Source organism: uncultured Brachyspira sp. (genome assembly GCF_934747485.1).
In the GTDB taxonomy this organism is placed as follows: Bacteria; Spirochaetota; Brachyspiria; order Brachyspirales; family Brachyspiraceae; genus Brachyspira.
The window spans coordinates 1-12,447 of sequence record NZ_CAKVGN010000078.1; the positions used below are offsets into that span (position 1 = coordinate 1).

The window sequence follows — 12,447 nt, forward strand, 5'->3', positions numbered from 1 at the left end:
ATGACTTTTGTACACAAGAATTAACTTTAGAGAAAGCAAATAAAAACATACAAAAATATAATTATTTTTGGAATTATAAACGAATACATTCTGCTTTAAATTATGATACACCTATGCTATACTTTAATAAATTAAGGAATTCCTAACTGCAATATGTCTGGCTCCTGTGCATAAACATACAATTGAATAGTTGAAAAATATCTAAAATAAACAAAATAATTTTATAATAATTAGAATTATTTTTATAAAAGCTTATCTAAAATTAAAAAAATATAATAATTTTTGAATCATAAATACATGTCTTTAAATTATGAAGCTCATTTTATTATTTTAATAAACTAATTAATAGAATATTTTTTATCATATAAGAATATCATATCTTGATTTTTGGGAGGTGTAGTTTTCATTTATTTCAATCTTATTAAGAATTTTCTCAAATATTATATAAAATATTAAAAAAAATATTAAATTTATTGACAATCATGTTTAATTTTCTATACTTATTAACATAAGAATTAAATATAATTTTTTTGGAAGAATTATGTATAACATAACAGATTTCAATATGAATTATTTTTCATTAGCCGGTAAAAATGCAATAGTTACCGGAGGAAATACAGGTTTAGGACAAGCTTTTTCATTAGCTTTAGCTACAGCTGGTGCTAACATATTTGCCCCTACTATTATGGATGATAATGGTGAGACAAAAAAACTTGTAGAAGATAGAAATGTAAAAATGGAAATTATGGTTGGAGATATAACACAAAAAGGTTTTCCTAAAAAGATTGTTCAGGAATGCGTAAACAAATTTGGTTCTGTTGATATATTGGTAAACTGTGCTGGAATGTGTATAAACAGACCTAATGTTCTTGATTTTACAAGAGACGAATGGGATAAAATGATAGCATTAAATTTAACAGCAGCTTTTGAAATGAGTTATGAAGTAGCTCACTATTACATACCTCAAAAAAGCGGAAAAATAATTAACATATGTTCTATGTTTAGTTTTTTGGGCGGTCAATGGTCTCCAGCTTATTCTGCTTCTAAGCATGGTATTGCAGGACTTACTAAAGCTTATTGTGATGAATTAGCACAATTTAACGTACAAGTTAATGGCATTGCTCCTGGATATTTTGCTACACCTATTACTAAAGACACAAGAGCCAATCCAGAATCTAACCAAAGAGTATTAAATCATATACCTACTAATCGTTGGGGGGATACTCATGATTTAATGGGAGCAACAGTATTTTTGGCTAGTAAAGCATCTGATTATGTTAATGGACATATTTTATGCGTAGACGGAGGATACTTAGTAAGATAATAAATTATTTAAAATAATAAATTATTAAAAATAAATTAAATGATTAATATAATAGGAGTAAACTATGAAATGGAAACAAGTAGAAATTCATGAATCTAAAAGTAAATTATCTAGAGAAGAAATAGTAAAAGGGCTTTTAAATATTCTTCCTAAAGAACAAGTTATAACAGATGAACAAACATTAAAAGAAAACAGCTGTGATAGGTTTAGAAAATATCCTTCAAAAGGTTTTGGCATATATACTCTTCCTTATCCTGCTGCAGTTGCTAAAGTAAAAAGCACAGAAGAAGTTTCTAAAGTATTAAAATTTTTAAATGATAATAAAATCAACTGTGTACCAAGAACAGGAAGTACAGCTACTGAAGGCGGTTTGGTTGCTACAAGAAGTATAGGTCAATTATCTACTTATTATGGTGCTATAGAAGATATGATAGTTGGAGTGGAAGCAGTATTTCCAGACGGCACTATCACTAGAATAAAAAATGTTCCAAGAAGAGCTGCCGGACCTGATATTCGTCATGTTATAGTTGGTAATGAAGGTACTTTATGCTATATTACAGAAGTTACAATTAAAATATTTAAATATATGCCTCAAAATATGGTTTATTTAGGCTGGAAAATTGATGATATGCATAAAGGCTTAGACATAATACGTGAAATAATAGTAAGCGGTTTACGTCCTTCATTATGCCGTGTTTATTCTGAAGAAGATGCTCATCAGCACTTCTATGCTTGGCATGAAGGTAAATGTGTTTTAACATTCGCTACTGAGGGGCTTGCTTCTATAGCAAAAGCAGCATCAGAAGAAATAATAAAAATAGTAGAAAAACATCAAGGCGTTGAAAGAGTTGATCCTAAACTTATAGAAAATTGGTTTGCTAATTTATGCTGGGGACAGGATAAAATAGATGCAGAAACTGCAGATATGAAAGCTAATCATAGATTGGGATATACTACCGAAGTTTCAGGTACTTGGGCTGTAATAAAACAAATATATGATAATTGTATAGCAAGAATTAAAAAAGATTTTGCTCATATGGACGATATTACTATGTTAGGTGCACATTCTTCCCATAGTTATCAAAATGGTACTAATTTGTATTTTGTATACGATTACAATATAAATTGCAAACCTGAAGATGAAATAAATGAATATCATATACCTTTAAATGCTATGATAGTAGAAGAAACTTTAAAGGCTGGCGGTTCTATGTGCCATCACCATGGTATAGGAAAATATAGAACAGAATGGACTAAAGAAGAGCATGGCAGTGCTTATTATATCTTAGAAAAATTGAAAAAGACATTTGACCCTAATGATATTATGAATAAAGGTTCTATATTTAGAGATAATTAATTTATAAATTTTATATGTTTTTAGGTTCCTTGCTATATGATAAAAATTATATAGCTTTGGAACCTTATTTATGGAGTTTCATTATGAGCAAAAAATATATTTTAGGTATAGACGGCGGTTCACAAAGTACAAAAATAGTTATTTTTGATACTGATGGAAATATTATTTGTGAAGGAAAAGAAAGTTTAAAGCCAATGATATATAGAAAGCCGGGATATGTTGAACACCCTGATGATGATTTATATGATTCATTAAAAATAGCAAGCAAAAAAGCATTATCCAATTTCAAAGGCGATTTAAAAGATATAATAGGAGTTGGCCTATGTACTATAAGATGCTGTAAGGCATTTTTAAAGGCTGATGGAAGTTTGGCTGAGCCTGTAATGAGCTGGATGGATGTTAGAGCTTATACACCTTATGTGCATGAAAACAAAGAAGTTAAATACATAACAGCTTCTACTGGTTATATGACTCATAGACTTACAGGCGAGTTTAAAGACACTATTTCAAATTCTATACCATTTCAATTTCCAACAGATATAAAAACTTGGAATTGGGATTCTAACGATGAAGCTTTCAAGAAATTTAATGCTCCAAGAGATATGTTTTTTGAGTTACAAATGCCCGGCACTATATTAGGATATATTACCAAAAAAGCCTCTGAAGAAACAGGAATACCTGAAGGCATACCAGTTATAGCAACAGCAAATGATAAAGCTGTAGAAGCCTTAGGGGCAGGACTTATAGATCATGATACTTGTTTAATTTCTTTAGGTACTTATATAGCTTCTATGGTTTTGGGAAGCGAGAATACAGATGATGGAAAGAGTTATTTTACTAATTTTGCTGATATACCAAATGAGTATTTATATGAAAGCTCTGGAATAAGAAGAGGAATGTGGACTATAAGTTGGTTTAGAGATTTGCTTGGAGAAGAAGTAATAAATAGAGCTAAAGAAAATAATATGCATCCGGATCAGTATCTTGATAATTTAGCTAAAGATATTCCTGCCGGTACTTATGGCTTAATGGTAATTTTAGATTGGCTTGCTTTAACTAGTGAACCTTATAAAAGAGGTGTGATGATAGGATTTAATGAAAAACACCATGCAGAGCATATATTTAGAGCCATTATCGAAGGAATAACTTTAACTATGAAAAATCATGCTTCAAATATGTTTAATGAATTAGGTATAAATCCAAAGAGGCTTATAATTTCTGGAGGCGGTTCAAATAGTCCTGTATTTATGAAATGCATGGCTGATGCTTTCGGACTTCCTGCATATAAAAATGTTGTTAATGGTGCTGCAAGTTTAGGTACGGCAATAAATGTTGCAGTTGGACTTGGTGTTTATTCTGATTATAAAGAGGCTGTAGAAAAGATGGTAAAAATAAAAGAAGTTATAGAACCAGATATGAAAAATAATGATATATATAATAGAATGAATGAAGTTTATAAAAGCATACCTTCTTCTATAGAAAATGTATTAAAGAGAAGTCATGAGATTTTTAAATAATATTTATGATTTTTATCATTTTAATTCTTTTATATAAATTAGCTATTGTTTAATTATGGCTAAAATAATGGAGTGCAATATGAGTGATATATCTAATACAAGCAATAAATTAAGATATTTTAGAATATTCTTGTTAATATTAGGTTCTGGAGTAATATACCCTGTTTTGTATTTGAGGCAGAATTATCAGACCTCTATAACATTAATATTTGATATGACGGTTCAGGAACTTAACTTTTTATATTTGATTTTAGGCATTATGAATATAATAGGATATGTTCCAAGCGGATTATTAGCAGATAGATTTTCAGCTAGAAAGCTAATTTCATTATCGTTGTTTCTTACAGGAGCTTTTGGACTTTGGTTTGCTCAAATACCAGATAAAAAATTTCTTATTTTTATATACATAGGATGGGGAATTTCTGCTGTATTTACATTTTGGAGTGCTTTAATGAAAGGTATAAAGTTATTAGCTAAAAAAGATGAGCAGGCTAGAATATTTGGTTTTTTAGATGGAGGAAGAGGATTGATAGAAGCTATACTTGGTGTTATAGCTGTAAGTATGTTTGCATTTATATTGGGTAATAACACTAATGATGAAGTATTAACTAAGAAAGCATTGCAGTCCATTATATATATGTATTCATTTTTATGTATATTTATAGCTGTACTAATTTTTATTTTTCTTAAGGAAGATAAAGAAGATAATGAACCTAATAATATTCATGAAGATAAACCTATAATAAAAAGAAGTATGCTTGGGGATATAAAAATCTTACTTGGTATTAAGGAATATTGGTTAGCTACAGCTATAATATTTTGCGGCTATACTATTTATTGGACAGTATATTATTATTCAGGATTTTTAACAGTTAATCATGGTGTTACAGCAGTAATGTCAGGATATATTTCTGTAGCAATGTTATGGATGCGTCCTGTTGGAGGAATGGGCGGAGGCATGCTCGGAGATAAAATAGGCAGAACTGTTACTATTTCAATAGCTATGTTTTCTGGTGTTGTATTATTACTATTAATGTCATTATTTAAATCTCTTCCTATATTTATTTATTATGTATTGGTAATATTAACAGCATTAATAGGATATGCTTTAAGAGGTTTATATTGGTCTACATTAGATTACTGCGATATACCTGAACATATTTTAGGTAGGGCTATAGGTCTTATGTCTATGCTTGGATATTCTGTAGATATTTTTATTCCATATATTGGAGGAAGAATATTTTCGTATTATAATGATGGTCCAATGGCATATACCGTTTATTTTTTAGTGTCAGCATTTATAGGATTAATAGGACTCACAGTTACTTTGATACTTCATTTCAGATTGAAAAAAGCATCAAAATTATAAACGGAGGATAATGCGTATGAAAGAAAATAAGTTAAGATTATTAGCTTTTATTCCAGCCGCTATTGTTCTTATAACTGTAGTAATTACATCCATATTAATTCCAAAATCTTTTATTAGTGTATCTACTAAAATAAATGATTTTATTTTGGATAAGTTTAGCGGTATATTGAGTTTAACTGCATTTTTGAGTTTAGTATCATGTTTTATAGCATATTTTTCTAAAATCGGCAACATAAGAATAGGAGGAGAAAATGCTAAACCAATGTTTTCGCGTCTTAAAAGTTTTTATATTACATTATGTACAACAATAGCTGCAGGTATAGTATTTTGGGGGACAGTAGAACCTAGCTATCATTTAGCTTATCCACCTGCATCTTTAAATATAGAGCCTTTCTCCAAAGAAGCTATTAAATTTACTATAGAAACTATGTTTATGCATTGGACTTTTAATCCATATGCTATATATACTTTACCTACAATAGTATTTGCATTAGCATATTTTAATTTAAAAAAGCCTTTTTCTGTATTAAGTCAATTTTCTTTTTCCAAAATAGAAAATAAAGATTGGTTATTTCAAATTATAGATGCTATATGCTTGTTATCATTGTCAGCCGGCATTATATCTTCATTTATGACTGTTACAATTAATATAGGCGGAGCTGTGTCATCTATAACAAAAATAAAAAGCGGAGAATTATTATGGGCTGTTATATTAATAGTTATGTTTATATTCTTTACTTTATCTTCTATCAGCGGGCTTGCAAAAGGTATAAACATATTATCCAATTTTAATATGTTAATATATTTTATAATATTGGCATTTGTAATATTATTTGGTCCATTTAGTTATTCTTTAAATTCTTCTATAGAATCTTTTGGAGGATATTTAAGCAACTTTTTTGATAGAAGTTTGATGACAGGTACTATATTTGAAGATCCATGGTCTAAATCATGGACTACTTTTTATTGGTCTAATTGGATTGCATGGGCTCCAATATCAGCATGCTTCTTAGGGAGATTAGCTTATGGTCATAGAGTTAAAGATGTTATACTTTATACGTTTATATATCCTTCAATATTTTCTATCGTTTGGATAACTTTTTTTAGCGGATATTCTATATATTTGCAAATTAATAATAAAATAGATGCTATAAGTTTAATAAATAATGGAAATATTGATTTAATTCCATATATTATATTAAATCATTTACCTCTTGGTAATATTTTAGTTCCATTTTTTCTTATTATAGTTTTTATAAGCTTTGTTACTTCAGCAAATTCAATGACAAATGTTATGGCAGCATTATCTTCTACTGGAATAACTCCAGATAATCAAGAAGCAAAAATGTCTTATAAATTATTTTGGGGTATATCTATAACAATTATAACATATGTTATGCTAAAATATACTAATATAGATGGTATAAAAATGTTTTCTAATCTTGGCGGATTTCCTGCTATGTTTTTTCAAATATTTTCTTTTATTAATTTAATGATTATAATAGCTAATAAACATAAAGATAAATATAAAAATATTTTTTAGTTTTATATAGGGCAGCATATTTATATATACTGCCTTTTTTATTAAAACCAATACCTAAATCCAAAATCTCCATAGAACCTAAAGAAATCACTAAATACCCAACCACTATTTTCAGGATACCAACCAAACGTAGCAAAACCTCTGCTTCCTATAGATATAACACTCAATGCCGGAGTTAATTGCAAGAATATTTCCCAATCTTTTTCCACTATAAATGACACTCCGACTGGTATTCTAAAATCTGCTTCTATGTTTATGTACTTATTTCCAAAATTAAAAATAGCCTCTATCCCGGGTCCTAAATAAAGCATTACATCAGAATTACCCAATTGCCCCAATCTAGCTGTATATCCCCACCAATCTGCACTGGCACTGAAACCAAACCATGATGCACCTTTATTAGATATACCAATATTTAATATTCCTCCAAACATAAAAGGTATTCCTTCAAATTTTCCTGTTACTGCTAATGAAGTTTGAAGAGGGAAGCTAAATCTTAAAGAAAACCCTAATGCAGAACCTGTTGGAAAATAAGAAAACAGTTTTTGACTGGATGCCGTATAAATTAAAACAACAAAAATTAAATATATTGTTATTTTTTTTAAGATGATTAAAAATTTCATAGCGAATAGTATAAATATATTTCATTTTTAAAGCAAATACTATATACAATAAATTTTTTATTTTCTAAAATTTAAAAAATATGCCTGTAGAATTTTTTAATTCATACAGGACATATTTTCAAACTATTTATCTAATATGTGTACTTTTAATGACAATGATGGCCGCAATCACAGCTTGTTACTTTTATATCTATATTTTGCGTATTCACATTTTCAACATTCGATTTCTCCCCTATCGGATAAAGAAGTCTTAAAGCGTTAAGAACAACTATAACTGTAACACCAGTATCAGCAAATATTGCAAGAGCTATAGAAGCAAGACCAAAAGCTCCAAGTATTATAGCACCAAATTTAATTATTAAAGCAAGCAATATATTTTCTAAAACAACAATATGATTTTTTTTAGCAAGTTTAATAATAGCAGCCACTTTAGAAGGTTTATCGTCCATTATAATAATATCAGCATTTTCTATAGCCGCATCAGAACCAAGTCCCCCCATAGCAATACCAATATCAGCACGTGCCAAAGAAGGAGCATCATTTATTCCGTCGCCTACAAATATTGAAACTTTACTATCTTTCATCATATTTTCTAATACATTTACTTTCTCTTCAGGTAAACATCCGCCATTAAATGATTGTATATTATTCTCTTTTGCAAATGAAGTAACACGTTCTATATTATCGCCGCTAATTAATGCAGTTTCTATATTCATAGAATTTAATAAATCAATTGCCTCTTTAGTGTCTTCTTTTATAATGTCATCAATGTAAAAAGCACCCGCATATTCACCGTCTATTGAAATATAAACATTAAATTTCTTATCAATATTATCTGGAAGCTTAATATTATTTTGTTTTAATAAATCAAGCTTTCCTATAAAAATATTTTTACCCTCTATAATTGATGATGAGCCTTTACCCCTAATATCTTTATGTGATGTTATTAGGCTTTCATTTATTTCATGATTTTTTTTGTAATGCTCTACTATAGATATGGCTATAGGGTGAGAAGAGCCTAGTTCTGCCAAAGCTGCATATTTAATTAATGTATCATCATCATATATGCCAGTATTTTCTATCTCTCTTATATAAAACTTACCTTTGGTGAGGGTTCCTGTTTTATCAAATATTACTTTTTTAGTTTGAGCAAGCAAATCTAAAAACACCCCGCCTTTAACCATTATTCCAAATTTAGAAGCTCGTCCTATAGAAGCAAAATATGTTAATGGAATACCAACCATAAAAGCACAAGGACAAGAAACTACAAGCAATGTAAGAGAACGGGCAAACCAATCATTAAAAAATTCTTTTCCATATACTATGGTTGGTATTATAGTAAGTAAAATAGCACCAAATACAACTATAGGAGTATATATTCCGGCAAACTTTGTAATGAATTGCTCTATGTTAGCTTTTCTATTTTGAGACTCTTGAACTAATTTTAATATCTTTGCTATTGAGGACTCGGCATACACTCTAATTACTTTTGCTTTTATACTGCTTTCACCGTTTATAGTGCCTGCTAAAATTTCATCATTAACCTTTACATCTTTTGGCATGCTCTCTCCAGTTAAAGCTTTAGTATCAAGCCAGCTCTCCCCTTCATAAATAACAGCATCTAAAGGCACTTTTTCAAAAGGATTAATTAATATATTGTCATTGATATTAACTTTAGAAATATCAACTTTTTGTACACTTCCGTCTTCTTTGATAATATTAGCAAAATCTGCCCTTATAGACATAAGTGCTGCTATTGTTTTTTTAGATTTATCAACCGCCATATCTTCAAAATATTCACCTACTCTGTAAAAAAGAAGTACAGCTAAAGCTTCAGGTAATTGATGAAGTATTATAGCACCAACTGTAGCAATGCTCATAAGAAAGCTCTCTCTCATAAATTTGCCCTTTATAAAATCTAATATAGCATTCTTAAAAACATCTCTGCCTAAAATAAAATAAGGTATAAAAAATATTATATATTCTATTACACCATGAATTTTATCATGCAAAACATTAAGCAAAATTAAAACAATTAATGAAATAGTAATTTCACTAATAAATAAAATTTTTTCTTTATTCTTTAACATGCTCATACCCCCAAGCATAAATTTTTTCTATATGTTCATCATCAAGCCTGTAAAATACATGAAGCCCAATTTTTCTTTTCTTAACTACCCTAGCCTGCCACAACATCTTTAAATGCTGCGATACAGAAGGCTGCTTCATATCAAGTAAAGATACTAATTCATGAACGCATAATTCTTTCTCGCTTAAAACAGATATTATTTTTAATCTGGTTGGGTCAGAAAATACAGAAAAGAAATCAGCTAAAACCGAAAACTCATCATCATTTGGAAGTTTTGGTATATATGAAGATATATTCTCTTCTTTTGTATTTACTTCACAATTATCTTCATAGCTTTCTATAATGTTTTTTTGTTTATTATTTTTTTTCTTTTTTTCCATAAAAACCTATCTCTATATAACTATATTATAATATAATGATATACTTATATAAAAATAATGTCAATACCTAACTATAAAAAATTAGAATACACTTGTTTTAACCATATAAACGATTTATAAAAACATTACACATATATAAAAAATATCTTGTAATATGCATCATATATTTTATAATAAAAAAATGATTAATATAGTTTATGAAGATGAATATTTTTTAATAATTAATAAAGAATCCGGCATAGAAGTAGATGATTCAATAATAGATATAATAAAAAAAGATTATCCAAACATAAAAGAACTTTTTTTAGTGCATAGATTAGATAAATATACATCTGGCATACTTATACTTGCTAAGGATAATAATACAAAGACATATTTTGAAGAAGCATTCAAAAATAGAGAAATCAATAAAGTGTATCATGCCATAGTTGAAGGAATACCAAAAAATATTAAAGGGACTATAGATATACAAATAGCTAAAGATACTAACAATCCAAATAAAAGAATAGCTGTAAAAAAAGGAGGAGATACGGCTATAACACATTATAAAATATTAAAAAAGTTTAAATTACATTCTCTCTTAGAACTTAAACCAATTACAGGAAGAACTCATCAAATAAGAGTGCATTTGTCTTATTTAGGAAACCCTATAATAGGAGATAAAATATATTCTAAAAACGCAAAACTTTATAATATAAAAAGTTTTGCCCTAATAGCTAAAGAAATACATTTTATACACCCAATAACTAAAAAAAATATAGATATAGAAATAAAATACAATAAAGAATTTTTAAATAGTCTAAAAATTTTATCTAATAAATAATTAATGCTTTATTTTTGCTATAAATATATTTTCTATCTCCTCAACAGTTTTTATAGAATTAATTATATTATTAAGAGTAGTTTTTCTTAATACAAACATCATGTTATTATCTTTACTTAGAGTTTTATCTACATTGATAGAATTATTATTAAAAGCACTAATAAAAGAATCTATTTCATTTTTTAAAGATTTAAATCTTACATAAAAATCTTCTTCTTTGTCTCTAAAATCTTTTATTATTAAATCATTATTAGATTGAGTAAATCCTAAAATAGGAGAGAAAAGTTTATCACTAATAGACATATTTTTTGCAATGGATATAATATCTGAAACTACAGCACTGCTTGTATTAACTCCTCCAGCTCCAGCTCCATAAAATACATTATCTCCAGCAATGTCGCTAGTAATTTTAATTGCATTAAAACTATAACTTGTTCTAGCTAAAAAATTTCTATCTTTTATAAAACTCGGTATAACATAAACATACAAATTATTATCTTTATCTATACCAGCATCAGCAACAAGCTTAACAGTATATCCTAACCCCATAGCAAATATAATATCATCTAATAAAATATTTCTTATTCCTCTAATATAAATATCTTTCATTTTAATAATATTACAAAAAGCCATAGATGCCAAAATACATATTTTATGAGCAGTATCTATACCATCTATATCAAATGTAGGGTCAGCTTCAGCATATCCTTTATCTTGTGCCTCTTTAAGAACAATATTAAAATCTATCTTTTGTTTAGTCATGTTAGTAAGTATATAGTTGCAAGTACCATTTAATATACCAGTGATAGATTCTATATTATCAGCAGTCAAACTTTCTTTCATAGCTCTTATTATAGGAATAGCACCAGCAACAGATGCCTCAAACTCAATATCTGTTTTTCTGTTTTGTATTAACTCTTCAAGACTATTAGCCAATAATGCTTTATTTGCAGTAACAATAGGTTTATTAGATTTTAGTATCAACTCTTTTGCTGTAGTCATTCCGCCAAGAACTTCCACTATAATATCTATATCATTATCATTTAATATATCATTTAAATCTTCTGTTTTATTTTCTACAGTATCAAGATATTCATCATGTTTTTCTTTTATATTTCTGCTGAATACTGTTTTTACTGTTAATTTAAATCCGCTTCTTCTCTCTATATTTTTATTATTAGTTATAATAGTTTTTAAAGTAGCCTTTCCAACATTGCCATATCCAGCTATAGCTATTTTTATTTCTTTATTTTCGTTCATAACAATCTCACTTTAAGAAATTTATTAGTTAATTTGTAAGTATATAAGACTATATAAAAAAAATCAAGTTACTATATATAGTTTTTTGTGTTTAGGAGCCATACATATTGCACGTTTTTTAGTTTAAAAAAAGCAGGTATTCCTTATAATTTAATTAACTAA

The 12,447-nt window shown here is 28.0% G+C and carries 11 protein-coding genes; 7 read left to right on the forward strand and 4 right to left on the reverse strand.

What is annotated here, in order from left to right:
• The 6 genes from Q0H31_RS13245 to Q0H31_RS11595 all read left to right on the forward strand — a co-directional run.
• Positions 1-146, forward strand: a 146-nt coding sequence (locus Q0H31_RS13245) for an IS3 family transposase (protein WP_367117138.1), incomplete at its 5' end; no start/stop codon positions are given.
• Between the two features lie 395 nt (positions 147-541).
• Positions 542-1,324 carry an SDR family NAD(P)-dependent oxidoreductase gene (locus Q0H31_RS11575; protein WP_295298351.1) on the forward strand — a complete coding sequence of 261 codons (783 nt, stop codon included), beginning with the start codon at positions 542-544 and terminating at the stop codon, positions 1,322-1,324.
• A 64-nt stretch (positions 1,325-1,388) separates the two neighbouring features.
• Positions 1,389-2,681 carry an FAD-binding oxidoreductase gene (locus Q0H31_RS11580; RefSeq protein ID WP_295298353.1) on the forward strand — a complete coding sequence of 431 codons (1,293 nt, stop codon included), beginning with the start codon at positions 1,389-1,391 and terminating at the stop codon, positions 2,679-2,681.
• An 83-nt stretch (positions 2,682-2,764) separates the two neighbouring features.
• Entirely contained in the window at positions 2,765-4,198 is a 1,434-nt protein-coding gene (locus Q0H31_RS11585; protein ID WP_295298355.1) for an FGGY family carbohydrate kinase, read from the forward strand.
• A 79-nt stretch (positions 4,199-4,277) separates the two neighbouring features.
• Positions 4,278-5,567 (forward strand): nitrate/nitrite transporter, encoded by a 1,290-nt coding sequence (locus Q0H31_RS11590; protein WP_295298357.1) that lies wholly within the window; start codon positions 4,278-4,280, stop codon positions 5,565-5,567.
• A 16-nt stretch (positions 5,568-5,583) separates the two neighbouring features.
• Positions 5,584-7,110 carry a BCCT family transporter gene (locus Q0H31_RS11595; RefSeq protein WP_295298359.1) on the forward strand — a complete coding sequence of 509 codons (1,527 nt, stop codon included), beginning with the start codon at positions 5,584-5,586 and terminating at the stop codon, positions 7,108-7,110.
• A gap of 41 nt (positions 7,111-7,151) precedes the next feature.
• Here Q0H31_RS11595 and Q0H31_RS11600 read toward each other — a convergent pair whose 3' ends face one another.
• From Q0H31_RS11600 to Q0H31_RS11610, 3 genes are all read right to left on the reverse strand, one after another.
• Positions 7,152-7,733 (reverse strand): outer membrane barrel protein, encoded by a 582-nt coding sequence (locus Q0H31_RS11600; protein ID WP_367117137.1) that lies wholly within the window; start codon positions 7,731-7,733, stop codon positions 7,152-7,154.
• A gap of 146 nt (positions 7,734-7,879) precedes the next feature.
• Positions 7,880-9,823 carry a heavy metal translocating P-type ATPase gene (locus Q0H31_RS11605; RefSeq protein WP_295298361.1) on the reverse strand — a complete coding sequence of 648 codons (1,944 nt, stop codon included), beginning with the start codon at positions 9,821-9,823 and terminating at the stop codon, positions 7,880-7,882.
• Positions 9,810-10,202 carry a helix-turn-helix transcriptional regulator gene (locus tag Q0H31_RS11610; protein ID WP_295298362.1) on the reverse strand — a complete coding sequence of 131 codons (393 nt, stop codon included), beginning with the start codon at positions 10,200-10,202 and terminating at the stop codon, positions 9,810-9,812. Before Q0H31_RS11610 ends, Q0H31_RS11605 begins: the two co-directional genes overlap by 14 nt.
• 154 nt (positions 10,203-10,356) lie before the next feature.
• Between Q0H31_RS11610 and Q0H31_RS11615 the strand changes: the two genes are divergently transcribed.
• Complete coding sequence (locus Q0H31_RS11615) at positions 10,357-11,025, forward strand: RluA family pseudouridine synthase (RefSeq protein WP_295298364.1); 669 nt, start codon at positions 10,357-10,359, stop codon at positions 11,023-11,025.
• Here Q0H31_RS11615 and Q0H31_RS11620 read toward each other — a convergent pair whose 3' ends face one another.
• Positions 11,026-12,285 (reverse strand): homoserine dehydrogenase, encoded by a 1,260-nt coding sequence (locus Q0H31_RS11620; protein ID WP_295298366.1) that lies wholly within the window; start codon positions 12,283-12,285, stop codon positions 11,026-11,028.
• Positions 12,286-12,447: the final 162 nt, after the last annotated feature.

Coding starts and splice junctions, on each gene's coding strand:
- Q0H31_RS11575 (WP_295298351.1), top strand. CDS start 542: ATGTATAACATAACAGATTTCAATATGAATTATTTTTCATTAGCCGGT.
- Q0H31_RS11580 (WP_295298353.1), top strand. CDS start 1,389: ATGAAATGGAAACAAGTAGAAATTCATGAATCTAAAAGTAAATTATCT.
- Q0H31_RS11585 (WP_295298355.1), top strand. CDS start 2,765: ATGAGCAAAAAATATATTTTAGGTATAGACGGCGGTTCACAAAGTACA.
- Q0H31_RS11590 (WP_295298357.1), top strand. CDS start 4,278: ATGAGTGATATATCTAATACAAGCAATAAATTAAGATATTTTAGAATA.
- Q0H31_RS11595 (WP_295298359.1), top strand. CDS start 5,584: ATGAAAGAAAATAAGTTAAGATTATTAGCTTTTATTCCAGCCGCTATT.
- Q0H31_RS11600 (WP_367117137.1), bottom strand. CDS start 7,733: ATGAAATTTTTAATCATCTTAAAAAAAATAACAATATATTTAATTTTT.
- Q0H31_RS11605 (WP_295298361.1), bottom strand. CDS start 9,823: ATGTTAAAGAATAAAGAAAAAATTTTATTTATTAGTGAAATTACTATT.
- Q0H31_RS11610 (WP_295298362.1), bottom strand. CDS start 10,202: ATGGAAAAAAAGAAAAAAAATAATAAACAAAAAAACATTATAGAAAGC.
- Q0H31_RS11615 (WP_295298364.1), top strand. CDS start 10,357: ATGCATCATATATTTTATAATAAAAAAATGATTAATATAGTTTATGAA.
- Q0H31_RS11620 (WP_295298366.1), bottom strand. CDS start 12,285: ATGAACGAAAATAAAGAAATAAAAATAGCTATAGCTGGATATGGCAAT.